Origin of the sequence: Clostridium transplantifaecale (assembly GCF_900626075.1) — a bacterium.
Taxonomy (GTDB): domain Bacteria; phylum Bacillota; class Clostridia; order Lachnospirales; family Lachnospiraceae; genus Otoolea; species Otoolea transplantifaecalis.
Genome location: NZ_UYZY01000001.1, coordinates 384,630 through 410,737, shown reverse-complemented (window position 1 = coordinate 410,737; position 26,108 = coordinate 384,630). Strand labels below are relative to the sequence as shown.

The following is a 26,108-nucleotide window of genomic DNA, read 5'->3' as shown; positions in this document are numbered from 1 at the left end:
GCGGCAGACCGTAATTCCGCCGTTGTCATATAGAAAAATCCTGCTTTATAAGGATTCTTTGCCGTATCAAAAGAAAAGCCGTCTTCCCCTGCAGGCCGGCGGCTTTTACGTTACTGAATTTCTACAATAACTTTCTTATCATCTTTGGAAGCTGCTGCTTTCACAACAGAGCGGATTGCCTTGGCAATGCGTCCCTGTTTGCCGATCACCTTTCCCATGTCTGAGGCGGCAACCTTAAGCTCAACTACAATCTCGTCATCTTTCACCGATTCTGTAACTGCAACTTCGTCTGGGTTTTCAACCAGTGCTTTTGCGATCACTTCTACTAATTCTTTCATACCAATTCACCTCACAGGCCAGGCTGCTAATTGTCACTATTCCCAGCCCTGCTAAGACACAGTTCTGCGAACAGCAACTCGCTTCGCGATGCACAGAAACTGCAAGATGCAGTTTCGCGCCGTCAAACTCGGGATTTTCACGCATACTGTGCATAAAAACGCCTCACGGGACTGCGTGTCCCGCATTATCGGGTATAACGGCTGTGAATAGTAAGTGATTACTGGATGCCGGCGATTTTTAAAAGTTTACCAACTGTTTCGGTTGGCTGAGCACCTGTAGATAACCACTTTTTAGCTGCTTCCTCATCGATCTTGATTGTGCTTGGCTCTGTGTTAGGATCATAGTAACCAATCTCTTCGATGAATCTTCCGTCTCTCGGGGATCTGGAATCTGCAACAACAATTCTATAGAAAGGAGCCTTCTTCTGACCCATTCTTTTCAGTCTCATCTTTACCATTTTACTTTCACCTCCTTGGGTTAATTCTGTATAGATAATGCTTATGCATCATACTAACTGTTTTTAAAACGGGAATTTCATCTTCCCGAGCATTCCGCCAAGACCACCGCCGCGGCGTTTGCCGCCTCCCATCATTCCGGGAAGCTGTTTCATCATCTTCTTCATCTCGCCGAACTGTTTCACCATCCGGTTCACCTCGGCAATGTCCACGCCTGCACCATTCGCAATGCGCTTTTTCCTGGAGGGGTTGATGAGATCCGGGTTCTTTCTCTCCTCATCCGTCATGGAGAGGATAATCGCCTCGACTCTTCCCATCGCCTTCTCATTGTCGTCCAGATCCACGCCTTTTAACTGGTTCATACCCGGCATCATCGTTAAGATGCTGGACATACCGCCCATCTGCTTAATCTGGCGCATCTGATCCAGGAAATCATTATAGTCAAACTCAGCTTTTTTAATCTTTTTACTGAGTTCTTTTGCTTTTTCTTCATCCATCACGGCTGCGGCCTTGTCGATAATCGACAGCACATCGCCCATACCGAGTATTCTGGATGCCATCCTGTCAGGATAGAACTGCTCTAAATCGGAAAGCTTTTCTCCCATGCCGACGTAAAGAATCGGTTTGCCGGTTACTGCTTTAATAGAAAGAGCCGCACCGCCTCGTGTATCACCGTCCATCTTAGTCAGAATAACGCCGTCGACGCCGATCTTGTCGTTAAACATTCCGGCTACATTGACCGCATCCTGTCCCGTCATGGCATCAACTACGAGAAGCGTCTGGTTTACATCCACATTCTCCTTGATTTCCACCAGCTCATTCATCATATCTTCGTCGATATGAAGACGTCCGGCGGTATCAATGATTACCACATTCTGGCCGTTCTTTGACGCATGCTCAATTGCCGCCTTTGCAATATTCACCGGCTTGTGCCCCGTACCCATGGAAAAGACAGGCACTCCCTGCTTCTCACCGTTCTTCTGAAGCTGTTCAATCGCCGCAGGACGGTATACGTCGCAGGCTGCCAGAAGGGGATTTCTTCCCTTGGCCTTAAGCTTGCCCGCTATCTTGGCCGTGGTCGTCGTCTTACCGGCTCCCTGAAGGCCGGCCATCATGATAACCGTAATCTCATTGCTGGGTTTTAAAGCAATCTCCGTCATCTCGGAACCCATCAGTTTTACGAGTTCGTCGTTGACAATCTTTATTACCATCTGCCCCGGATGAAGGCCGTTCAGCACATCGGTGCCCACCGCCTGTTCCTGTACAGAATTGATAAACTGTTTTACAACCTTAAAGCTTACATCGGCTTCGAGGAGAGCCATCTTGACTTCCTTAAGACCTGCTTTAACGTCCGCTTCCGATAAGCGTCCTTTTCCCGTCAGGTTTTTAAAAACGTTCTGCAGTTTATCTGCCAAGCTTTCAAAAGCCATTCAAAACCCTCCGTTCAAGTCAGGCAGTAAAAAGCATGTTGCACAAACTTTTCATCGCCAATCAATCATACAAGTTTCAGGATATCATTGGAAATCTGTCCAACGCGCTTAATCAGTTCCTTGTCCTCTGTCTCAAGGAACTCGCCGGTGAGGCAGTTAATCTCCTCCACCAGCTCCCTTGTCTTTAGAAATTTCTTAACAAGGCCCAGTTTTTCTTCATAACCGTTCAGTATCTTGTCACAGCGCTTTATCATATCATGGACTCCCTGACGGCTGATGCCTTTTTCTTTTGCAATCTCACTCAGGGACAAATCGTTGAACACAACATCTTCATAAATCGATTTCTGATGCTCTGTAAGCAATTCACCGTAAAAATCATATAAAAGACCCTGCTCTACAATTTTTTCCATTTCAATCACCTGACTTATCATACAACAGGTTCAACAGGGTGTCAAGTGTTTTTTCTTTACACCCTGTTTTTCTTTTGTTCATTCTAAAGCGCCCTGTTCGGTCTCGGGCGGTTTGTGGCAGACGAAGCGGTTTTTGCCTTTTCTTTTCGCCATATACATCGCCTGATCTGCATTGCGGTAAAGTTCCTGGTAGGACCGGCCGTCAATCGGACAGGCCGCAATTCCGATGCTGACGGACATTCCCACTTCCGCCTCTCCCTGGGAATGGCTCATTTTAGACAGGATCAGCTCAGCTTTCTTCTGTGCATTCTCAATGTCCGAAGTATCGGACATAAAGGCGGCAAATTCATCCCCTCCGATCCGGGCAACCGGATCATAATCCCGGAATGACTGACGGAGCAGCTCACCGATTTTGGTAAGATAGCCGTCACCCGCCTCATGGCCTTTCGTGTCATTAACCAGTTTGAAGTTATCCACATCAATCATGAAAAAGAATCCCTTCTGCTTTTCTTCGATAAGAGATTCCACCTTTCCCACAAACGCCTCCCGGTTCATAAGGCCTGTTAAAGTGTCGGTCGAACTTAAAGAGAGCAGGTTCATCTCCTTGGCCTTGCGTCCGGTAATATCGGTCAGTTTTCCTATGACAATATCCTTGTTTCCGCTGATTGGCTGCATCTTGCATTCGCACCATATCCAGCCTCCGTCCCGTCCTAAAAGCCTTAATTCCACAACCTTTAACTCTCCATCCTTCCTGACGGATGCAATAGAGTTCACGGTCTCGTCCACATCGTCCGGGTGTACCAGTCCTCCGCAGAAACTGCTGAATTTTTCGATGCTGTGCCGCACAACGCCAAGGAGTTCTGTAGCATTCTGTGTCAGCTGAAGCACGTCTGTTCTGAAGTTATATTCAAACAGGATAGTGTCCGAAAAATTGGAAAGCGCCGCATATCTCGCCTGTTCTAATTTAATCCGGCGCCCGCTTTCTCTCATCAGTATATAGATGAGCAGGCCGGCCAGAAGCGTAATTCCTACAAGGGACATTCCCATCAGGATTGTGTCGTCTAAAAGCTGTGAGGACACATCCTTCATCAGGTTGGCATCGGAAAAGCTCATCAGGTTCCACCCCTCAAAACCCATGGGAATATTCGTCAGAAATGCGCTGTCTGTATCCGCATCCACGGTTAAGGTAATGTTTAAGTTCTCCTCTACAGCCCGGATAAATTCATCGATCCCTTTCGTCTTTTTCTCTGCACTCCGCAGGATATCACGGATGTTCTGGCCGACCCACTCCTCTTTGTCGCTGCAATAAAGAATCTCTCCGTTTCCATCGGCAATGCAGCTTACCATGGTTCCTCTCATACCGGAATAACCCTCCAGCAGATTCATCAGTTCAGAAACACTGACAGCGCATTTGACGACGCCTATCGTCTCTCCGTTCCTGATAACGGGTTCACCTGCAAAAAAATAGTATCCTGACCTGGACGGGGAATAGATAAGTTTAGATACGGCAGGATTTCCTCCCAGCAGCTTTACGTAAAATTCTCTTTCTTCGGGTTTCAGATCCGCTTCCTTTGATCTTTCTCTCCAGACATCAGCCGGAACGTAACCAACGGGAAAATTCTGTGTGCCGTTCACACGGGAAAGATATTGTTTAAATTCCCCGCTTTCCACATCAAACGAAGCAGCTCCCGCAAACTCTGCCACCGATTTGAGCCGCACCTTCATATTCGTCAGGTCTTCACTGATTTTTATACTCTGGGCTTCCCCATACTCCATCAGGTTTTCTTTTTCTATACTCATAAAACGGTTATTTACTTTTGTACCATAATTAATAAAAATAGAATAAATCAGGACGCAAAAAGCGGTTACAGCAACTGCGAACAGTGTCGTTCTATATCTGCTGTATTTCACTTTCTCCTCCATGTATCTCCTCCTCCTTTATAAAACTTCTATACTCGTCTTCTGATAAAGGCGGTGACACTAAAAATCCCTGTAGATAGTCGCAGTCCAGTCTCTCCAGCAGATGCAATTGCTCCCTGCTTTCCACACCCTCCACAATTGTCAGCATGTTCAACCGTTTTGCCATCTGCAGCACGCTCTCAACCACGATCTGCCTGCGGACATCTTCCCCTTCCGAAGCCAGAAATCCCCGATCCAGCTTCAGAATATCAAGAGGAAGCACCTGGAGTACATTCAGGGATGAGTACCCCGTCCCAAAATCATCCATGGCGCAGATGAAGCCTGCTTTTTTCAGCTTTTTCAAAACCTGCTGCATCATTTCCAAGTCCTCCACGGCAATGCTCTCCGTGAATTCCAGTTCCAGTTCATCATTCTCTATCTGATATTTATCCCTGATCGCAATATAAGTTTCCACAAACTCGGGTTGAATCATCGTATGCCTCGACACATTAACTGCAATGCAGACAGAAGGCATCCCGCTCTTTTTCATCCGGTTGATCAGGCTGCAGATTTTCTCATAGAGATACTGATCCAGGCTGGCTATCATGCCGTTTTTCTCAAACAGTCCGATAAAATCATCCGGCATCGCATAAATCCGTCCATCGCGAATCCAGCGCACCAGAGCCTCTGCCCGGTGCTGCTTCTGTCCGCTCACCCTCCGAAGCGGTGTCTGCGGCTGTAAGTAGAGCACAAACTCTCCGTTCGTAAGAGCCGCCCTCATCTCAGATTCCATCTGTATCTCGTTCAGGACTTTAATCCTCAGCTCCTCGGTAAAAAAGCCGGGCCTGCTTCCCCTCAGGTTCTTCACTGACTTCTGTGCCATATTGGCACGGTTTAGCAGTTCGTCCATATCCATATTACAAGAAGACTCCGGAATAAAAACGCCGCTGTTGACCTCTACCTGGTAGTTTTTTTCCTTAAACGGCGTGAATGAAGCCAGTTTTTCTACAAGCTTCTCAAACCTCTCCTGAAGTTTTTCCGCCTCATCGCGTTTCCACAAAAACGCGAAGTTATCATCGCTGACACGGCAGAATATCTCCCCTTCCCGGCAGTTCTCTTTCAGGCAGGTTGCCCAGTATTTCAAGATTCTGTTTCCCGTATTGAAACCGAACAGATCATTAATGTATTTAAAATTCTTGATATCACAGTACCATACCGAATACTCCGACGGCGCCGCCGCTGCAAAGAGCACGCTTGCTTCCCTCCTGAAACCTTCGAGGTTGAGGCTGCCCGTCAGCACATCGTAATACTCAAGACGCAGTTTTTTCCGGTAAAGCTCATCTCTCTGCATCAGGGAAGCGATATAGAATGCCAGTGTAAAAAGCATTGTTATATCGGTCCGACGCTTTGTAAAATTTCCGATGGTAATCATGCCTGACAGCTCTTTCCCAGTAAAAATGGGTGTACAGCAAAGGGAGGTGATTCCTTCCTCTTTCAAAAACTCGTAATTCTCAGGATCTGTCTCCCTGATACTCTCCGTGTCCATAATCAGTATCTGAGAAGAGCTGTTCAAGCGTTTCCTGCATTCCTTCATGTAAACGGACGGCCGTTTTCCGATGTTCCGCTTGCTTCCCGGCCTGCTGCCCCACTCGACAAGGGTTGGATAATCTCCGCAGCTGTGGATGGTTCCCCACTCCGCGCCAAAGAAAGGACAGATATTGTCCATAATCCGTCTCTGCGCTACCAATTGATCCGCTTCGTCAAGCATAGGCTGTATGCAGTTCATCAGTATATTCTGGCTTTCAAAGCTCTCCTCCAGGGCGCTTAAAACAGCGTCATGTCCCTTTAGCGCCGTTGCAATCTCCATACGGACGGTACGCCCGTCCAAATCCACAAATTTATCTTTTAGAATATAGTCGTTGTTCAGAAATGGATTGTGACGCGTCCAGATGTAATAATGATCCTTACTGAGAAGATGATTCGTGCAGAACGGACAGGGGGTGGAACGTCCCTGAAAAACCTCATAGCATTTTTCACCCTGGTAATGATCGCGTTTCAATTCCTCGGCGATAAATTTCTCGTCACTGATATAGAGTACTTCGTATGTTTCCGGATCGCTGAAATAAACGAAGGATTCTGGCATCTCCATTGTCAGTATTTCATTGATTGTCCACTGATACCTTCTTATGATATCAAGCCCTCTTTTCTGTCTGCTTCTGAATTCTTCTCTCAACGTCTCACTTCCTTTTACTTTCGTACGTAATTTATAACAATTCGGTATCTTCCGAACCGTTGCCATTATTTTATCTTAGCATCAAACGGTTTTGTTGTCCACCATTCCGACAATAATAGAAGTTGTTCTTTCCGAAATTTACAGATTCTACATAATGCGACTTTATATTCACAGCGGAACGCGTTTTAGAGTGAAACAGGAATCTTCGGGATGCAATCCCATGAGTGTCATTACCCATATTCAATTGTAATTTATAAAGATAACTTTTCGCTTTACAAAATAAGAGCTTCAGCAAGAATCGGACGAAACATTATAAGGAGGTAAAAAGATGGCAATTATACTGCGCCTTGACAGAGTTATGGCAGATCGTAAGATATCTCTGAATGAATTATCAGAAAAGGTTGGCGTATCCAACGTCAACCTTTCTAAAATAAAAACAGGAAAAATAAGTGCTATCCGCTTCAGCACACTGAACGCCATCTGCGACGTCCTGAACTGTCAGCCTGGGGAGATCATGGAGTTCGTGCGTGAAGGCGATGACGGCATTATTTTATAGACTCAATGGAATCGATAGCCAATCAGACTATGACTCCGTCTTTCTTCGGCACCTTTTTATATATTTTCCTGTAACAGATCATATGGGCAACAGCCGTGATCAGCCATGAAATGGGATATGATATATACAGCGAAAAAAGTGTATGGTGATAGGCAAATATGGTGAATATCCATATCACACGCAGGCCGCAGGCTCCCGTGAGCGAGACGACCATTGGAAGAATGGAATATCCCATCCCCCTCAGACTGCCGACCAGAGTATCCATCCAGCCGCAGATAAAATAGGTGGTACAAATTATGGACATCCTTAACATACCGTAGGAGATAACTTCCGGATCGGAGGAATAAATCTTCAGCAGATCCGTGCCGCCGATTACAGCGGCAAAACCGAGGACCATTCCCACGGCGGTCACCGTGCCGAGGCAGACGTAAAGAATCTTGTTTACACGGGTATACATCCTGGCGCCGATATTCTGGCTCGTAAAGCTCAGGTTTGTCTGATACAGAGCATTCATTGCCGTATACACAAAGCCTTCGATATTAGCCGAAGCCGTATTACCCGCCATGGCAATCGAACCAAAGGAGTTGACAGAGGACTGGATTAAAACGTTGGAAATCGAGAAAATTGCGCCCTGCATTCCAGCCGGAAGACCAATCTTCATAATCAAAAGAGTTTTTCTCTTGTCAATTTTCAGTTTCTTAAGGTGCAGTTTGAGCGGTCCGTCCGACTGTGCCAGGCATTTTAATACAAGGCCCGCCGAAACACACTGAGATATGACCGTAGCCAGCGCAACTCCCGCCACGTCCATGTGAAGCTTGATGACAAAGAACAGGTTCAGCACGATGTTAACAACACCTGCCAGCGTGAGGAAGTATAAGGGCCTCTTTGTATCGCCCACCGCTCTCAGAATTGCGCTGCCGAAATTGTAAGCCATCACGACCGGCATTCCTGCAAAATATATCTTCATATATATCACGGATTTTTCAATAACATCCTCCGGAGTTCCCATCAGCTCCAGCATAAATCTGGAGGTGAAGAGACCGAGGAATACGAGAATCGCTCCGCTCACCAGGCTGATGGCTACAGCCGTATGTACCGTCTCACTGACATCTTTCTCACTCTTTGCCCCATAATAACGGGCCACCAGAACATTCGCTCCTATTGACAGTCCGATAAATATATTAATTAGAAGGTTAATCAAAGCTGTGGTAGAACCAACCGCCGCCAGTGACTGGCTGCCTGCAAAGCGGCCCACCACAATAACGTCGGCCGCATTAAACAGGAGCTGAAGGACTCCCGACAGCATAAGCGGTACGGAAAATGACAGCACCTTCTTCAAAATCGGGCCGCTGCACATATCCATTTCATAAGACTTCTTCATAATCTGCTTTCCTTTCCTGTGTTCGCATCATAAAATTCAGGGCCGGTTTTCCCAGCCAATCTCATATTCTACTGCTGCTTCAGGAGTAATGCAAGCAGTTTTTGCATTTTTTAGAAACAGGGGCAGTAACCGGACGGCGGCATTAAACTTCCGCTGCCATCTGTTTCGCGTTATCCGCTGCTTTCACCTTCGTGAATGCTTTTTCAATAATCCCGTCCTCATCGATCAGATATGTGGTCCTCACCACGCCCATCACCTTTTTGCCGTACATATTCTTTTCTTTCCACACATCGTAAGCCTCAATGGCAATCCGCTCCGGATCGGCAAGAATCGTAAAGGGCAGTCCGTACTTTTCGGCAAATTTCCTGTGTGATTCCACCGTGTCTTTACTGATTCCGATTACCTCTGCATTCTTCTCCCTGAAATCCGGATAAAGTTCTGCAAAGGAACATGCCTGCTTCGTGCAGCCTGCCGTGTTGTCCTTACTGTAGAAATAGAGGATTACTTTCTTTCCCTTATAATCGGCCAGGGAAACTTCCTTCCCTTCCTGGTTTAAAAGTTTAAATTCGGGTGCTTTTGTTCCTGTTTCCAGCATATTTGTTTTTCCTTTCTATTATATATTCCGTTTTCTATATCCTTCATCATTCTGTATATTCCATGAGGTGCTATTCTATTTATTTCCCTCCGTTATTGCCGATCCGTTGTTACCCTCTGGTGATTCAGCTTTGTCCCAGCAAATCATAGACGATTGACGCAAAGACCACCGCCCCCTTTTTCAGAACCGCCTCGTCCACATCGAACAGAGCCGTATGCTGCAAAGAGGCCATTGCGGTGGTGGTTCTCATGTAAACAGCCTGCCCTCCCTGTTCCTGAACACGGTTCATCATAAATCCGATATCTTCACTGCCCCAATTTTTTGCATTTGGTATGCTGCTGACCGAATACTGAGGCAGATGCTCCCTCACCACACCGGCGATTCTCTCTATAAACGGAATATCACTCACCTGGGAAGGAGCATGCCCCATCAGTGTCATCTCACAGGTACAGCCCTCCATCATTGCCGCCGCCCGGCAGATTTCCCGGGCTCTCTGATCCATATAGCCGTTGATCTCCGTCGTCTCACCGCGGATTTCCATGGAAATCATAGCCTCATCCGCAACCACATTGCTGCTCGTGCCGCCCTGAATCATGCCGACGTTGACCCTGGTTATTCCCCCGCTGTGGCGCGCAATTCCGGACAGGCCAACCACTGCATGGGCTGCAGCCAGGACGGCATTCCTCCCCTTCTCAGGAAATCCTCCCGCATGGGCGGATTCTCCTGTGAAACGGACATCATACTTGCATGTGGCCAGGGAACCGTAGGTTCCGGGCGTCACATCACCGTCATCTTCCGTATTATCAGGAGCCACATGGGTTCCGGCAAAATAGTCCACCCCGTCCAGATGGCCGGCCGCCACCATGGCATTCGCTCCCCTGACCCCTTCTTCACCCGGCTGGAACAGAAGCTTTACCGTTCCATGAAGCTGTTCTCGCATCGAAGCCAGGATTTCCGCCGTGCCAAGGCCGATAGCCGCATGACAGTCATGGCCGCAGGCATGCATCATTTTACGGTTTACAGAGGCAAAACCCTCCCGGAACGGCCGGTGTTCCTCCGATGCATCCTCTTCCATAGGCAGTGCATCGATGTCAAACCGCAGCGCAACGACGGGTCCGTCCCCACACCGAAGGATTCCGACTACTCCGGTATATCCCTGCTCCATCTCACTTGTAAGATATTCCGGATAGCCGGGAATTTCCAGTCCCTCATCCTCCTTTCTCTTTCTCTCGATTGTCGCTTCGGCCTTTACCCTCCTGTAATGTTCCTCCAGAATCTCCCTGTCAGGGACAGCCAGCCGTTTCCCCTCCCTGCATACGTCTTTTCCGGTCAGAACCTCATAACCCAGCTGTGTCAGTTTTTCGGCAATTACCGCCGATGTCCTCATCTCAAGCCATGCGGTTTCTGGATGTTTGTGGAAATCCCTCCGGATCCTGACCAGTTTTTCCTGTATGTTATCCCCAATTTCAGTAATCCTGGCGTAAGGATCGTTTCCGGCGTTACAGTTTCCGTTACTGCCGTCCATCTTTTGATATTGTGCTTCGCATTGAAGTGTCTTATCCATTTTATACCTCCGGATTTTATCAATCTTTTTATTCTTACTATATTTTCCCCTTGGCGTTCTTTCCGGCACCGCCGTTTTCTGCCCCTGTTTTTCTTTTATAAGTCTATCATATTTTAATGGAAATGGTAAAAAATTTGTCGGTTTTCCTGAATTATTATGCTATACTGTTAAAATAGAAACAATAAAAGAACGGAGGTTTTTCAATTGGCTCACGATGCAGAATCCCTTAACGGTGAAGCAATATCAACCGGCAGTGCGGTACGTGACACAGACTACCAGCCGAAAAACATTATGGTTATCGGTTCAACCTGTGTCGACATTATCATAAATATCGATCACCTTCCTAAAACGGAAGAAGATATCCACCCCAGCAGCCAGTCCCTGGCTCTGGGCGGCTGCGCTTATAATGTTGCGTCCATGATCAAACTCTTCAACGCACCCTTAACCCTGATTTCTCCCGTTGGAACCGGCTTTTACGGAGATTATGTCGCAAGGGAACTGGAAAGGAACGGTTTTCCCGTCGCCGTCCATGTCCCCGATTGTGAAAACGGCTGCTGCTACTGTCTCGTGGAGGCGAGCGGCGAACGGACCTTTATGTCATACCATGGCGCGGAGTACACCTTCCGGAAAAAATGGATGGAAGAATTCCGTCAAACCGTCTATGACATGGTCTATGTCTGCGGCCTGGAGATTGAGGAACCGACGGGAATTGAACTGATCGAATATCTGGAAAGCCAACCGGAAAGGGAACTATTCTACGCCCCGGGGCCAAGAGGAGTACGGATCAGTTCCGAAAAGACCAAACGGCTTTATGCGCTTCATCCCGTGCTTCATATCAATGAACCTGAGGCAAAGAGCCTGAGCGGCTGCGGCTCTGTTGAAGAAGCCGCAGAAACGCTTTTCTCCCTCACCTCCAACACCGTAATTATCACATTGGGAGAAAAGGGAACTTATTGCCGGGAGAGGACTGGAAATTCCTATTATGTGGACGGAATTCCTTCTGCGGTCGTAGATACCATAGGAGCCGGCGATTCCCATATCGGGGCGGTTATGGCCTCCCTGAGCATAGGCAGAAACCTTAAGGAAGCGATCTGCATTGCCAACACCGCCGCCTCAGCCGTAGTGGGGGTAAAGGGGGCGTCACTGACAAAAGAAGAATTTGACCGTCTGTTCCATGCGTGATGGCCGGTTCTCTTCTGTCAGATTTTACTGGAAACGAACGCAAAAGAAGTCCGGCATGAAATTTCTTCATCGTCGGACTTCTTTTTTATATCATTATTGAACTATAAGTATGGATTCCCTGAATCTGAATCTGCTCAAACTACCAGTTTCCCAGTTTCCTTGGCCTGATCGGTCAGGCGTCCCAGCTCCGCCCGGAATTTTTTGATTTTTTCATCCGCCAGTTCAATATTATGCAGATGCTTTTCTATAAACATAATTCCGGCCGCATATCTGGATATCTCCTCCGTGATTTCATCCGACAAACGGATATCACCCGTATAGAGGGCTGTCGTCTTGGTCCTGCTCCAAACATTTCTGGAAAAATGGAATCCGTGCCCTATCAGACAGTTCCCTAAGCAGCTGACGGAATCCCTGATTGACGAACATAACATTTCTCCCAGTGACTGGCAGATTACATCTGAAAACTCAAAGCAGGTCTGAAGCTTTCTGCGGATATCTTCGCGCTCCATCAGGTAAAACGTGTCGTCCATTCCCGACTGGCGTCTTATCTCCATATCCTCCATAAACATCAGAAACAGCTTCTCCCATGACTCTACAGACAATACCGCCTGTTCCATGCGGCTGCAGAGGTTCTTTGCCTCCTCCATCTGCAGCGCCCGTTTACGCAGCTGTGCTCTGGTGCCGTCCAGCATCTTGTTCTCAATTCCTTTCAGCTCAAACTGAGCGTCGCGGAGCCTCTCGTCCAGATTCACACGCATTCTGCAGTCAATATGCGGCCATATCTCTTTGTTAAAGACCAGTGTTTCCATCTTCTCCGACTGTTTCTGTAAAAGTTCCAGAACTTCTTTCTCCAGCTCTTCTATTTTCTGTTCCTCGATCTCTCCCGGCTGAAGCTCTATCATCTGTTCGAAATTCTGCTGCGTAATCTCCGCTGCAATCCTTGTGCTCCATGTACAGAGTAATCTGGCGACCCTGTCACAGCACGTTTTTACTTTCTCAGTCTTCTCATTCTCGTTTTCAATAAACTTTTCCTGCTTCTCAATTTCAAGCTTTAATTCTTCGATTCTCTCAATGGTTTCCATACTTGTTCTATACTTCTCCCCTTCCGCTGCCATACGCGAACAATAATATCACCCCGGAGCCTGCACCTGTCCCAAACATCCTCGTGAAAGTATATCAGCAGTCTAACAACGAAAAAGCGCGTTTCGCAGATTTTTCATCGACAATCAACGGCAATACGGATACTGTACGCACCGATTACCGCGGTCAATGAATGCAATACTGAAAAAGCAGACACCAAAAACAGGGGTATCTGCTCGACACGCATTCAAAATGATTGCAACTGGCTGTCATATACTTCTACTTAGACCCTTTAGCTTTGCGCCGCCGCCTTTCGACGGGTTTGCCACATATAATATTTACACGTAGTCATTATACTTTATTTTGTTTGGAAGTGCAAACGGTTTCTTTAAAAACAGGCTGGGAAAGTATTAACAATAAATGGATAACAGCGAAATCACCCCAATTTCCCGGCCTCACCCTCAACGCCCTCCCGGATATGTCCCCGGCCACCCTCTAAAATGCCTCCGGCCCATATCCATTCTCCGAATACGGAACAGGCCTGGGAAGACTTACGCGGGAAAACAGACATTCCAGTTCCTGTAGTTTGGGACACGGTTCCTCCACATGGGATATGATAATATTGTAGACCGTATCAAAAAGTGTTTTTTCCTGTTCCGGCAGGCTGTCCAGTGCAAACGCCAGCAAAAGGACTTCGGACGATGGACGGCCTGTCTGCGCAGCGCTCCGTTTTATCACATTTGACTCCATCGTCTGCATAGGATGACGGTCTAATGCAAAATAGCAGTGGGAAGGATTTTCTTCCAACAGGAACTGCCGGTAAGTGAAATCCATCTCCAGGCCGACCGGATGAATAACAAGCCAGAAATGGCTGCACAGCACGGTTTCTGAATTTTCTGATCCTTCGGCCGGTTCCTCCCATCTCTTTACTTTGATCGGGATTGTCTCCTTCGCCCCCATAAAACGGCCGAGCAATGCCGACATCATCAGCCCATCCTCCATAAATGCCCGCTCAAACCACAGACGGATCGGCTCCCCATATGTCTCCGACTCCTTACTGCCCTGAACCCTCTGAATGGCCCTGCAGAAATATTGGCTGCGGGCAATAAAACATACCACCATATAATACCGGTGAAGCCATGGCGCAAAATGATCCAGAGAAATGCTGTCCATACATTTCCTGACCTGTTCATAATACAATAAGCATCTGTCGTAATCGTCCAGATGGAAACAGTAAAAACTCAGCATGAGATAAATCTCCACGATCTGGGGATTTTCTGCCAACTCATTCAGACGCGGCTCCACCCAGCTAAGCTGTTCCCGCATAATGTCCGCGTGGATCGCCTTAAAATTCCGGTCCATGTTATGCTCACCGCAAAGCTCATCCATGATGCTGAGCCTGCAGTGAAGTCCTTCCGGCAAAAGGGAGTTTTCATCGCACAGAACTGCGGCGTCCTGCATCAGGGCCATAAAATGCTTCAGCTCATATTGCGGCGGATGTTCTTTTTGCAGTCCCGCCAGTTCCATCAGCAGATGGACCCGGGAATAGACAGCCGCCGACGGCAGCTCTGAAGAACCCAGATATTGTTCCAGATCCGGGATCGCCTGATTTTTTCTGTACCAGAACACATAATCCCTCAGTGCGGCTTCTTCATTTGTGGGACAGCCGAAAAGGCCTTCAAACATAATGTTGATCTGTTTCATGCTCTCATATCTGACAGGCATCGGGAGTTCTGAAAGCTCCGCCTTCCGATCCGACAGATAGCCGATACAGGGCCTGGGATCCAGCCCCGAAGCCCAGACAATCCGCGCCGTACTGGCAGCCAGGACAATCTTATTTCTTTCCGGCAGCTTTTTTTCTCTGAGGATTCGTTCAAATCCGTGGTTGACCATTTGGTTTAATTGTTCGGCCGGCTCCTCTGCTTCCCGCATCAGCTCCAGCCTGACATTCGACAGCGCCAGGTATTCGAGTGGATGGTTCATGTTCAGATGCGCCTGCAGTTCGTCTATAATAACGTTCCAGTCCGCACCACGTCCTTCGATTCGGATCCGGTTAAAAGCATAGTTATGATAAATTGTCATCAGCAGTTCTTTATCCCGGATTTTCCGTTCTTTTGCCAACTGCAGCGTACTTTTGAGAACCTTGTCGGCATCCCGGTAATGTCCCTTAACAATCAGGCTTACGGCCCTGTTATGAAGGATCTGCACATGAATTAACGGATCCGTATCGGCCGTACACGCCTCCTCGGCCTTCCTGGCGTGGACAGCCGCCTCTTCCGTCTTTCCCTGATAAAGCCGAAGCAGATTCATTAAAAAATGATATCTTGCCTTATCCTCTTTCATGGATTCAATCAGAGGCTCCGCCGCACTTAAATTCCCCAGTGTAATCAGCAGAAATACCTTCTGTTTTTTATACGCTGCATTCTGCCTGGCCGTCATCTTCCGCTCACTTAACGCAGCCGCAATATTCCACGCCTTAATATTATCGCAGTCTATCCGCATTGTATCGGTAAACCGCCTGACCCGGCACAACTGCACCTCAATCCATATGTACGCCGCCAGGCTATAAAAGAGCAGCAGGATCATGGCTAAAAGGCAAATCTCAAAGATCGTTCCCTTTTTGCCGTCCCCGTCTGGTAAAACCGCATAAACCACGCCTGCGGCCTCCGCTAACATAAATTCCAATACCGTGACAATTACCATATAACCGGGTAAGTGATGCTCCTTTTTAAGAATCCACCTTCCAAGCGCAATCAGAACTACTCCCAGCAGGACCGGTACATATACCGGCGTACCTTTTATATAGTCTTCAAATAAACCGTAGAAAATGTCTTCTGCCATCGTATTATCCCCCCTTGTCCGCTGTTTCTATTGTAACATTGGAATTCTTTTTTGGCTACCGGCCGCAAGAGAATCAGCCAACCCGTGTTCCATCTGCTACGGGAAAACAAAGAGCCGCCAGGGACAGTGTCACTCTCTTTCCACACTGTTCCTGACGGCCCCGCCGTGTTATTGATTTACCTGAACATCGATTTTCCCTGTCCGTTACATCTCCTGAAGCACCCAGAGCGCATAATCCACATACACATTGCATGCGATCAGCAGTCCGTTTTCATCGAGATCAAAAAGTCCGTGATGGTGTGCCACACCCGTATTCGGCTCCTCCGGATTGTGGGTTCCAACAAAGGCGTACATTCCCTTCGCAACCGCCAGATAATCGGCAAAATCGTCGGCCCCCAGCGCCTTTTCGTAGTTGCTGATAATTCCATCCGCCGGAAGGAACTTTTCTGTGACGGCAGTTACTTCCGCCACCACCTGAGCATCATTTACAAGGGGAGCCGCGTAATCGCGGATTTCCACTTCCGCCTCCGCTCCATACAGCTCTGCCGTCTGTCGGGCAATCTGCACCACCTTATCATTCGTGAATTTCCTGACTTCGGGACTGAAACTTCTGGTGGTTCCCTCTATCTCGGCATGCTCCGCCACGATATTGTACTGGGTTCCCGCCCTGATCACGCCGACGCCGACCACTACGGTTTCAAGCGGATCCGTGTTTCTGGCTACGATGCTCTGAAGCCCGACAACGATCTGGGATGCGATGTAAGCAGCGTCGATTCCAAGGTGCGGTTTTGAGACATGGGCGCCTCTGCCGGTCACGGTGATTTTAAAATAATCGCAGCTCGCATTCTGCGGTCCCTTTGTCAGGGAAATCTTACCCGTCTCCAGGGCGCTCGTCACATGCGTTCCAAACACCCGGTCCACACCGTTAAGAAGTCCGGCTCCGACAAACTGTCTGGCTCCCTGTCCAATTTCCTCCGCCTGCTGGAAGAAAAGACGGATATGGCCGCCGAACTCTCCCTTTTTGGCATTTAAAATCTTTGCCGCGGTCAGAAGTGTGGCCGTATGGCCGTCGTGGCCGCAGGCGTGGCAGAATCCCTCATTCTGTGAGTGATACTCTGCCGTTTTTAAGTCTTCCATAGCCAGTGCGTCCATGTCGGCCCGGAGGGCAATGGTTTTCCCTTCGCCTTTTTCTCCGTCGATCCAGGCATAAACGCCCGTTTCACCGATTCTCTCATGGGGAAGTCCGATTTTATCCAGCTCCTCCTCTATTTTCCTGCATGTATTATATTCCTTCAGACTTACTTCAGGGTGAGCATGAAAATATCTTCTCAGGCTGACAAGGTAATCTTTTTCGTCTGTTACATACTGTTTTAATGCCATTTTACCCTCCATCCGTGCCGGCTTTGGCGCACCTTTTCCTTAATACTTATTCCGCATCATCCCATGCGCAGATGAAAGCGCCCTGGTATGCATCTTCAATTGTCTTCTTTACTTCTGCCGTATGGTAAGCGTCTACAATTTTCTTATAAACTTCATTGTCCTTATCCGCGGTGCGGGCAACGATTACATTGATTAACTGAGGTACCGCCTCGTTTGTTGTCTTATCTACATTCTCGGTGTAAATTGTGTCTTCGATCGGGTTAAGGCCTGCCGTAAATGCGTTTCCGCCATTGATAACAGCCGCTGCGCAGTCGGGAAGAATATTTGCCAGTGTTGCGGACTCAGCCTCTTTGATATCGATCTTTACTTTGTACTCTGTAATATCGGCTTTTGTCGGTACAAATCCTTTTTCCGGATCACATACGATGAACCCTGCTTCTTCCAGCAGTTTGAGGGCGCGGCCTCCGTTTGTCAGATCACTTGGGATGGCAATCACATCACCGTCTTTAATCTCATCAATGGAAGAGATTTTCTTCTTATTATTATAGATAGAAAGCGGAGCAATAATGGTGTCTCCGATATCTACGATGTCATATCCCTTCTGGGCCACATCATTTGCCAGGAATGCCTTATGCTGGAATGCGTTCAGGTCGATCTCCCCGTCATTTAATGCGCGGTTCGGAGCTGCATAATCGGTAAATTTCATCAGTTCCACCTGAATGCCGTCATCCTTCAGAAGTTCGTTGATTGTATCCCACTGTGCATTGTATTCGCCGACTACGCCTACTTTTACCATGGTCACTTCCGCTGTTTCCTTGGCGGTTTCCTTTGCCGCTTCGCCTGCCGTCTCCCCGGCTGCCGCCGTTGTTGCCGGTGTACTGCCGCTTCCGGATCCGCATCCGAAAAGTGTGAGCGCCGTCACTGCCGCCAGGGTTACTGCTGCTGCTTTTTTCCATGATGTTCTGAATGTCTTTTTCATAATTTTCTCTCCTTTTTCTTCTCTTTTAAAATATATTTATATAGTAACTATCCAGTTCTTTCCCAAGTGCCGCTTTGCGCAGTACCGTCCCCTGGACAGCCGCTTTCACTATTACTTAATGCGTCGTTTTCCTGATAATCACGTTGCCGATAAACTGAATTGCACTGATAATTAAAAGGATAATAATTACCGTAGCCCAAATCATATCGCGGTATCCCATCTGATAGCCGTAGCGGATGGCGAAATCTCCCAGTCCTCCGGCTCCGATCGCACCGGCCATAGCCGTGATACCGATCAGGCTGACAAAGGTAATCATCGTCACGCGGGTGATCCCGGGGATACTCTCCTTCAAATAAACACCAAAGATAATCTCCACCGGTGAAAATCCCATCGCCTCACTGGCTTCAATCAGTCCCCCGTCCAGGTCTGCAAGAACCGATTCAATCTGCCGTGCAAAGAAAGGAACCGTGCCCGCAATCAAGGCCACATAGGAACCGGTAACGCCGGAACCCGTTCCGACGATGGCCCGGCTGACCGGAATCAGAAGTACCATAAGTATAATGAAAGGAATGGAACGGATAATATCAACCGCTTTATCGAGGAAATTATAAATTACCACGTTCTGCAGGATTCCTCCCCTCTTTGTAACAATCAGGAGGACCCCGAAGAAAAGTCCGAAGAAAAATGCGATAGTTCCTGAAATCAGGAGCATCTTAAAGGTCTGTCCGATACATTTTACAAGCTCTCCGCCCAGACGTTCCAGGTTCGGCGCTAAAGTGTATAATATACTCATTCTTTAATTACCTCCACTTCCACTCCAAGTGAGTTTATGTATTCCATTGCAGCCGCCATCTTATCCGGCTCACCGCTCAGTGTCACCACCAGCTTGCCGAGGGGTTTACCCTTCAGGAAGTCAATATTTCCGAAAATAATGTTGGCTCTGATGTCAAAAGCCTTTGCCAGATAGGAAATGAGCGGTTCCCCTGCATTGGCGCCCGAGTAGGTGAACAGAAGCATCCTGTCCCCGGCGCCGATTTCCGTCAGTTCATTCTTGTCTTCAATCAAATCGTAGATTTTTCTGATATTGCTTGCCGTGTCAATAAAATCTCTTGTGATTCTGACCTGCGGATGGCTGAATACATCCACCGTATTTCCCGACTCAACCACGGCTCCTTCTTCCATAATAGCGACTCTGTCGCAGATATCCTTCACAACCGCCATCTCATGGGTAATCAGAACAATGGTAATTCCCATCTCCTCATTTACTTTTTTGAGAAGCTTCAGGATGGACTGTGTTGTCTGGGGATCCAGGGCGCTGGTGGCCTCATCGCAGAGAAGCACGTTCGGATCGTTAGCCAGGGACCTCGCGATGGCAACCCTCTGTTTCTGTCCGCCCGAGAGCTGTGACGGATAGGCATCCCTCTTATCAGTCAGCCCCACCAGTTCCAGAAGAGATGCTATCTTTTCTTCCCTCTCCGCCTTTGTCATCTTCGTTTTCTTAAGAGGAAACTCAATATTCTGGTAAACCGTCCTGGAACGCATCAGGTTAAAGTGCTGGAAAATCATACCGATCTTCTTCCTGACTTCCCTCAGCTTCTTCTCATCCAGGCTCATCAAATCCACATCGTCGATCAGCACCCGCCCCGTCGTCGGCCGCTCCAGCAGATTAATACATCTGACTAATGTAGACTTACCTGCCCCCGAAAAACCTATAATACCAAAAATTTCACCGTCCTGTATCTCCAGATTCACATTTTTCACAGCATGGACATTACCGGATTTGGTGTCAAATGTCTTGCTCACCTGTTCCAACTTAATCATTCTGACTGCTCCTTTCACTTTCTGCGCCGAGCGCGGCCGCATAGTTTGCAACAAAAAAAGCTCCCGCCCTGTATTAGGACGAAAGCTGCCGCTTCGTGGTACCACCTAACTTCGTCTGACGCTCGCACATACAGACCTTTTCAAGTACGGCCGCACATCCATCATCTCCATGGCCTGTGTTCCGGCTTATACTCTATCGCTGTAACGGGCGCATCCCGTCATGATCTAAAATATTCGATCATGCGACTCTGAGACCATCTTCATAAGCCTATCTCTGCTCCCTCTCAGCATCCGGGAACTCTCTGTAAAAGCATCCGCTTACTACTCTTCTCTTCTACGTCTTTGCTGGTAATCAATTTATCAACTTGCGACTATATTATTGCATTTTTCCCGGTTTGTCAACCTTTTTTTCGAAAAGACCGTCAAATAATTCTATTAAGAAGTAAATCCCTGTTTCGCAGCGGTGTTTTTTTATCCGTCAGCAAATTACAGAAAAAGAGCTCCAGATAACGGCTGTCTGCAATAATCCCTTTACTGTAATCAGCATAGTTTGCGCGCACCAACGCATTCCTGAAATACAGGGAATGTCTTTTAAACGGGGTATTATTCGAATGTACGTTCCTTTTCTTTCAAATATGTGGTATGATGATACTCAGACAGAACCAGAACATCCATAAACTTGAAATACACCTTATAACATTCTTTTTGAGAAGGAGGTTCTCCCATGCTGGAACAGCTTTCACTCTTTGATAACCGCGAAACCACCTCCCCTCTTGCCAGCCGCATCCGTCCCGATACGCTGGAAGGGTTTGTGGGACAGAAACATCTGTTTGGCCGCGGTAAAGTACTGCGCAACTTAATCGAGAAGGATCAGGTGACTTCCATGATCTTCTGGGGGCCTCCCGGTGTCGGCAAGACTACCCTGGCCAGGATTATTGCAGGTAAGACCCAGTCGTCTTTTATTGATTTCTCTGCCGTCACAAGCGGCATTAAAGAGATTAAAACTGTGATGGAACAGGCTGAGAAAAACCGAATCATGGGAATCAGGACAATTCTCTTTGTGGACGAGATTCACCGTTTTAATAAGGCACAGCAGGATGCGTTCCTCCCCTATGTGGAAAAGGGAAGCATTATCCTGATCGGCGCAACGACGGAAAATCCCTCTTTTGAGATCAATTCCGCTCTTTTGTCCAGATGCAAAGTATTTGTCCTGAAGGCCCTGACATCGGAAGATTTGCTGGAACTGCTCACGAATGTGATGAAGTCTCCCAAAGGATTTGGTAACCAGCATGTCGTGATCAGTGAGGATCAGCTCTCCCTCATCGCCAATTTTGCCAACGGAGACGCACGCACCGCGCTTAACACCCTGGAAATGGTCGTCCTCAACGGAGAGCTAGACCGCTCCGGCGCCATCACCGTCACCGACCAGGCCCTGGAACAGTGCATTAATAAGAAATCCCTGCTCTATGATAAAAAGGGTGAGGAACACTATAACCTGATCTCCGCCCTGCACAAATCCATGCGCAACAGCGATCCCGACGCCGCCGTCTACTGGCTCGCCAGGATGCTGGAGGCGGGAGAAGATCCTCTCTACGTGGCAAGAAGACTGATCCGTTTTGCCAGTGAAGATATCGGCATTGCGGATCCCCAGGCCCTACCGCTGGTGGTTGCCGCCTATCAGGCATCCCATTTTATCGGAATGCCTGAATGCACGTTGAATCTGACACAGGCCGTCGTTTACATGGCGATGGCTCCCAAATCGAATTCCATCTACCGGGCTTACGAGGCAGCCAAAGAAGACGCCCAGAACATGATGGCGGAACCAGTCCCCCTGCAGATTAGGAACGCTCCCACCGGCCTGATGGCGGAGCTGCATTATGGGGACGGTTATGTCTATGCCCATGATACGGAAGACAAAATTGCGGCTATGGACTGCCTTCCTGAATCACTTAAGGGACGAAACTATTATCAGCCCGGAACTGCCGGTGCGGAGGCCCCCGTCCGTGAGCGTCTGGAGGAGATTAAAAAATGGCGCAGAGAACATCCTGCTTCTCCGGAACACTAATAATCCTAATAGAAAACCAGGGCGGGTCCGCTATTTACCGGGAACCGCCCTGGTTCTTAAATTCACTCCGTCAAAAGGTCTTCAAGGTCCGCTTTTCAGCATTATGTATCAAATCTCTCCCTGATTATACATCCCTCCTGCCGGCAGCTGATTAATAGTTTTCTTTTCTAACTTCAAAGTAGCTCTGCGGATGTGCACAAACTGGACATACGCTCGGAGCTTTCTTTCCGATTACAAGGTGGCCGCAGTTTCTGCACTCCCACATTGTCTCTTCCGTTTTCTCAAATACAGCCTGCATCTCTACGTTATTTAAGAGCTTTAAGTATCTCTCTTCATGTGTCTTCTCAATGGCTGCAACTGCCGCAAATTTAGCTGCCAGCTCTTTAAAGCCCTCTTCCTCAGCTACTTTTGCAAATTCTGCATACATATCAGTCCACTCGTAGTTCTCGCCTTCAGCTGCTGCCTTCAGGTTCTCTGCTGTTGTTCCGATTCCCTTTAACTCTTTGAACCACATTTTTGCATGCTCTTTTTCATTGTTTGCAGTGTTCTCGAAGATTGCTGCAATCTGCTCAAATCCTTCTTTTTTCGCAGCGCTTGCGAAATATGTGTATTTATTTCTTGCCTGTGATTCTCCTGCAAATGCTGTCATCAGGTTCTGTTCTGTTCTGCTTCCTTTTAATTCCATTGTTTTATTCCTCCTACGTTCTTTTATAATTCTAGGAATTATTCCTGTTTTTATATTACACTTTTTTCCATCTTTTGTCAAGCATATGAAAAAATATTTATTCATTCTTCTGCTGAAAAATTCATGCAGGAAACGGCAGCATTTGCACTCTGCCAACAGGTCAAAACCATCAGAAAAACACCGCTGATCCGGGTGATGGGAATCAGACGTACTGCCACTCCCGGGTCAGGGAACTTTAATCGGCGGCGTTTAACAATGCGCGGTTTGGGCGGAACGCCGCTCCTACCGTTCTAATTTTTTCCTTAAAATTTCATTTACCTTAGCAGGGTTTGCTTTTCCATGCATCTGTTTCATAATCCGGCCCACCAGAAAGGCGGTCACCTTGGTTTTTCCGCTTCGGTATTCTTCCACCGTCTGCGGGTTTGACGCCAGGACTTCTTCCACCGTCCGTTCCAGGACTTCGTCGTCATTTACCATCAAAAGCCCCTTCTCTTTGACATACGCTTCAGGGTCCACATCCTCCATAAATATTTTCTCAAAGACCTCTTTTGCGATTGTGGTGTTAATGCTTCCCGCCTCCGTCATCCGGATGAGTTTTGAAAGATGCCCTGGTGAAAAAGAAAGTTTATCGGCTTCAACTGCATTTTCTTTCATTAATCGGCTGGTTTCACCGATCAGCCAGTTAGCCGTTTTTTTCGGCAGACCGCAGAGAGCCGCCGTCTTTTCAAATATCTCCGCCATCTTCCTTGATTCTGTGATAATCCGGCTGTCATATTCCGATAATCCGTATTCTTCCTGGTAGCGTTTCATCTTTTCAGGCTGCAGTTCCGGCAGCGAACTTCTGATACTGTCAAGCCATTCTTCGCTTATCACGACAGGAGGCAAATCCGGATCAGGGAAATAGCGGTAGTCCTTAGCGTCTTCCTTTGAACGCATTGCATAGGAATACTCCTTGTTGTCATCCCACCTGCGCGTCTCCTGGGATACGCTCTTTCCCTCCTCCAAAAGCTCAATCTGACGGGTTCTCTCTCCTTCGATTGCACGGGCAATTGCTTTAAAGGAGTTTAAGTTCTTCATTTCCGTTCTCGTGCCGAAGGTTTCACTTCCCGCTTCCCGCACCGACAGGTTGACGTCGGCCCTCATGGAACCTTCCTGGAGCTTGCAGTCCGAAGCGCCCAGATACTGGATCAAAAGACGCAGACGATCCAGGTATGCGATAACCTCCTCTGCGTTTCTCATATCCGGCTCGGAGACTATTTCAATCAGCGGAACTCCGCTCCTGTTATAATCCACCAGGGAACAGTCCTCCCATTCATCATGAATCAGCTTTCCTGCATCTTCCTCCATGTGAATTTCATGGATTCTGATCTGTTTCTCTCCCGAAGCCGTTTCAATTGTGAGACAGCCGTCGTGACAGATAGGCAGATAGAGCTGGGAAATCTGATAGTTCTGAGGATTGTCGGGATAAAAATAATTCTTCCGGTCAAATTTACAGCATCGGTTTATCTCACAGCCTGCGGCAAGACCCACGGATAATGCCAGTTCCACAACCTTCTTATTTAAAACCGGCAGGGCCCCCGGCATTCCGGTGCAGACCGGACAGGTATGGGCGCCCGGCGCCGCGCCGAATGCGGTGGAACAGCCGCAGAAAATTTTCGTCCTGGTGGCAAGCTCTACATGGACTTCCAGTCCAATGACGGTTTCATACTGTTTTTTCATCTATTTCCCCTCCTTGCCTGATTTTCTGCCGTAGAACGGAAGCGCCCATCCGCCTCTCGCCTGCTCATAAGCGTAGGATGCGCGGAAGAGTTTTTTCTCCTCAAAGCAATCGGCAATCATCTGAAGCCCGATAGGAAGGCCTTTCTCATCGAGCCCGCAGGGAACGCTGACAGCCGGCAGGCCGGCCAGGTTAACCGAAACGGTGTAGATATCTCCCAGATACATTTTCAGCGGATCACTCAAACTTTCCCCGACGGCAGGCGCCGTGGACGGCGCTGCCGGGCCGAGTATGACATCATATTTTTCAAACGCCCTGTCGAACGCCTGTTTAATTAATGCCTTTGTCCGAAGGGCTTTCAGATAGTAAGCGTCATAGTAGCCGGAGCTTAATACAAAGGAACCGAGCATAATGCGGCGTTTTACCTCAGGGCCAAAACCCTCGGAACGGCTTTTCTTATACATTTCATGAAGATCCTCATACTCTTTTGTCCTGTATCCGTATTTTACACCGTCAAACCGGGAAAGGTTTGAACTGGCTTCCGCGGATGCAATGACATAATAAGCCGGTATGGCATACTCCACCATGCCGAGACTGAAAAATTCCACCTCTGCCCCCTGGTCTTTTAACGCTTTTGCTCCGGAAAGAACTGCCTTCCTGACACTTTCGTCCAGCCCCTCCCCCAGATAGTCCGAAGGAATTCCGATCCTCATCCCCCTCGCTTCACCGGTCAGCGCCTGCAGAAAATTGCAGTCTTTCCTAAGGACGGAGGTGCTGTCTTTTGTGTCGTGTGAGGCCAGAACTTCCAGAACTGCCGCACAGTCGGCGGTATCCTTCGCAACCGGACCTATCTGATCCAGGGATGAACCGTAGGCTATCAGGCCGTAACGCGAGACTGTCCCGTAGGTCGGTTTAATTCCGGTGACTCCGCAGAAGGAGCTTGGCTGCCTGATGGAACCGCCCGTATCGGAACCCAGCGCATAAAACGTCTCCCCCGCCGCAACCGCCGCACAGGAACCGCCTGACGAACCGCCCGGTACATGAGCTTCATTCCACGGATTTAACGTCGGGCCGAACCACGAGGTTTCCGTCGTGCTTCCCATGGCAAATTCATCCATATTCGTTTTTCCAATGATTACGGCTCCCGCCCGTTCCAGGTTCCGGACCGCCTCTGCCGAATAGGGAGGCACAAAATTGTAAAGCATTCTGGAACCGCAGGTGGTTTTCATCCCTTCGGTGCAGATATTATCTTTCACCGCAACGGGAACGCCGGCCAGCGGTCCCGTGAGCTCTCCGCTGTCTATGCGGGACTGTATGGTCTTTGCATCCTCAACCGCTTTCTCCTCACTCAGGGATACAAAGGCGTGAACCGTATCCTCACATTCGTGAATCCTGGCAAAAGAAGCGGATACCGCCTCCTCCACCGATATTTCTCTTTCTTTTATCATTTTTCCCAGCTCAAGAGCCGTCAATTTCATAAGTTCCATCATTACCTC

The 26,108-nt window shown here is 48.2% G+C and carries 21 protein-coding genes, 1 riboswitch and 1 other annotated feature; of the genes, 3 read left to right on the top strand and 18 right to left on the bottom strand.

From position 1 onward, the window contains the following. Window positions 1-110 precede the first annotated feature (110 nt). From EJL91_RS01780 to EJL91_RS01755, 6 genes are all read right to left on the bottom strand, one after another. Window positions 111-338, bottom strand: a complete 228-nt coding sequence (locus EJL91_RS01780; RefSeq protein ID WP_003506987.1) for a KH domain-containing protein — start codon at window positions 336-338, stop codon at window positions 111-113. A gap of 218 nt (window positions 339-556) precedes the next feature. Next, complete coding sequence (gene rpsP, locus EJL91_RS01775; RefSeq protein WP_003506984.1) at window positions 557-796, bottom strand: 30S ribosomal protein S16; 240 nt, start codon at window positions 794-796, stop codon at window positions 557-559. A 63-nt stretch (window positions 797-859) separates the two neighbouring features. After that, window positions 860-2,224, bottom strand: a complete 1,365-nt coding sequence (ffh, locus tag EJL91_RS01770; protein WP_125140247.1) for a signal recognition particle protein — start codon at window positions 2,222-2,224, stop codon at window positions 860-862. A gap of 65 nt (window positions 2,225-2,289) precedes the next feature. Beyond that, window positions 2,290-2,634: a YlxM family DNA-binding protein gene (ylxM, locus tag EJL91_RS01765; RefSeq protein ID WP_341466935.1), complete on the bottom strand. Its 345-nt coding sequence runs from the start codon at window positions 2,632-2,634 to the stop codon at window positions 2,290-2,292. 78 nt (window positions 2,635-2,712) lie between these two features. Continuing rightward, entirely contained in the window at window positions 2,713-4,557 is a 1,845-nt protein-coding gene (locus EJL91_RS01760; RefSeq protein WP_125140245.1) for a sensor domain-containing diguanylate cyclase, read from the bottom strand. Continuing rightward, window positions 4,526-6,766 (bottom strand): sensor domain-containing phosphodiesterase, encoded by a 2,241-nt coding sequence (locus tag EJL91_RS01755; RefSeq protein ID WP_243125205.1) that lies wholly within the window; start codon window positions 6,764-6,766, stop codon window positions 4,526-4,528. The genes EJL91_RS01760 and EJL91_RS01755 overlap by 32 nt, the downstream gene beginning before the upstream one ends. 328 nt (window positions 6,767-7,094) lie before the next feature. Here EJL91_RS01755 and EJL91_RS01750 point away from each other — a divergent pair, with 328 nt between their 5' ends. Continuing rightward, entirely contained in the window at window positions 7,095-7,322 is a 228-nt protein-coding gene (locus EJL91_RS01750) for a helix-turn-helix domain-containing protein (RefSeq protein ID WP_125140244.1), read from the top strand. A gap of 22 nt (window positions 7,323-7,344) precedes the next feature. On the opposite strand, the gene EJL91_RS01745 is transcribed toward EJL91_RS01750, so the two are convergent. The 3 genes from EJL91_RS01745 to EJL91_RS01735 all read right to left on the bottom strand — a co-directional run bounded on the left by EJL91_RS01745 (window position 7,345) and on the right by EJL91_RS01735 (window position 10,862). Further along, window positions 7,345-8,703, bottom strand: coding sequence for an MATE family efflux transporter (locus tag EJL91_RS01745; RefSeq protein WP_125140243.1), 1,359 nt, complete (start codon window positions 8,701-8,703; stop codon window positions 7,345-7,347). 142 nt (window positions 8,704-8,845) lie between these two features. Further along, window positions 8,846-9,298: a thioredoxin-dependent thiol peroxidase gene (bcp, locus tag EJL91_RS01740; protein ID WP_125140242.1), complete on the bottom strand. Its 453-nt coding sequence runs from the start codon at window positions 9,296-9,298 to the stop codon at window positions 8,846-8,848. 124 nt (window positions 9,299-9,422) lie between these two features. Beyond that, window positions 9,423-10,862 carry an amidohydrolase gene (locus EJL91_RS01735; RefSeq protein WP_164516728.1) on the bottom strand — a complete coding sequence of 480 codons (1,440 nt, stop codon included), beginning with the start codon at window positions 10,860-10,862 and terminating at the stop codon, window positions 9,423-9,425. Between the two features lie 204 nt (window positions 10,863-11,066). Here EJL91_RS01735 and EJL91_RS01730 point away from each other — a divergent pair, with 204 nt between their 5' ends. Beyond that, window positions 11,067-12,044 carry a PfkB family carbohydrate kinase gene (locus tag EJL91_RS01730; RefSeq protein WP_341466934.1) on the top strand — a complete coding sequence of 326 codons (978 nt, stop codon included), beginning with the start codon at window positions 11,067-11,069 and terminating at the stop codon, window positions 12,042-12,044. 134 nt (window positions 12,045-12,178) lie between these two features. Here EJL91_RS01730 and EJL91_RS01725 read toward each other — a convergent pair whose 3' ends face one another. From EJL91_RS01725 to EJL91_RS01700, 6 genes are all read right to left on the bottom strand, one after another. After that, window positions 12,179-13,126, bottom strand: coding sequence for a hypothetical protein (locus tag EJL91_RS01725; protein WP_243125204.1), 948 nt, complete (start codon window positions 13,124-13,126; stop codon window positions 12,179-12,181). 252 nt (window positions 13,127-13,378) lie between these two features. Beyond that, a riboswitch (cyclic di-GMP riboswitch) is annotated at window positions 13,379-13,461 on the bottom strand. A gap of 158 nt (window positions 13,462-13,619) precedes the next feature. Then, entirely contained in the window at window positions 13,620-15,965 is a 2,346-nt protein-coding gene (locus EJL91_RS01720; protein ID WP_125140241.1) for a hypothetical protein, read from the bottom strand. 204 nt (window positions 15,966-16,169) lie between these two features. Then, a complete protein-coding gene (locus EJL91_RS01715) occupies window positions 16,170-17,345 on the bottom strand; it encodes an amidohydrolase (protein ID WP_125140240.1) in 1,176 nt (391 codons plus the stop codon). 46 nt (window positions 17,346-17,391) lie between these two features. Next, window positions 17,392-18,324, bottom strand: coding sequence for a MetQ/NlpA family ABC transporter substrate-binding protein (locus tag EJL91_RS01710; protein ID WP_125140239.1), 933 nt, complete (start codon window positions 18,322-18,324; stop codon window positions 17,392-17,394). 115 nt (window positions 18,325-18,439) lie between these two features. Next, the gene (locus EJL91_RS01705; protein ID WP_125140238.1) at window positions 18,440-19,117 is read right to left on the bottom strand and encodes a methionine ABC transporter permease; all 678 of its coding nucleotides are present in this window, start codon (window positions 19,115-19,117) and stop codon (window positions 18,440-18,442) included. Further along, complete coding sequence (locus tag EJL91_RS01700) at window positions 19,114-20,145, bottom strand: methionine ABC transporter ATP-binding protein (RefSeq protein WP_125140237.1); 1,032 nt, start codon at window positions 20,143-20,145, stop codon at window positions 19,114-19,116. The genes EJL91_RS01705 and EJL91_RS01700 overlap by 4 nt, the downstream gene beginning before the upstream one ends. A gap of 71 nt (window positions 20,146-20,216) precedes the next feature. Further along, window positions 20,217-20,491 (bottom strand) — a binding site (T-box leader). Window positions 20,492-20,872: 381 nt separating this feature from the next. Between EJL91_RS01700 and EJL91_RS01695 the strand changes: the two genes are divergently transcribed. Further along, entirely contained in the window at window positions 20,873-22,210 is a 1,338-nt protein-coding gene (locus EJL91_RS01695) for a replication-associated recombination protein A (protein WP_206429459.1), read from the top strand. Between the two features lie 151 nt (window positions 22,211-22,361). Here the strand turns inward: EJL91_RS01695 and rbr are convergent, their stop codons facing one another. From rbr to gatA, 3 genes are all read right to left on the bottom strand, one after another. Further along, a complete protein-coding gene (gene rbr / locus EJL91_RS01690; RefSeq protein ID WP_125140235.1) occupies window positions 22,362-22,895 on the bottom strand; it encodes a rubrerythrin in 534 nt (177 codons plus the stop codon). A 282-nt stretch (window positions 22,896-23,177) separates the two neighbouring features. Further along, window positions 23,178-24,614: an Asp-tRNA(Asn)/Glu-tRNA(Gln) amidotransferase subunit GatB gene (gatB, locus tag EJL91_RS01685; RefSeq protein WP_125140234.1), complete on the bottom strand. Its 1,437-nt coding sequence runs from the start codon at window positions 24,612-24,614 to the stop codon at window positions 23,178-23,180. Next, window positions 24,615-26,099 carry an Asp-tRNA(Asn)/Glu-tRNA(Gln) amidotransferase subunit GatA gene (gene gatA / locus EJL91_RS01680; RefSeq protein ID WP_125140233.1) on the bottom strand — a complete coding sequence of 495 codons (1,485 nt, stop codon included), beginning with the start codon at window positions 26,097-26,099 and terminating at the stop codon, window positions 24,615-24,617. It lies immediately after the preceding gene. Window positions 26,100-26,108: the final 9 nt, after the last annotated feature.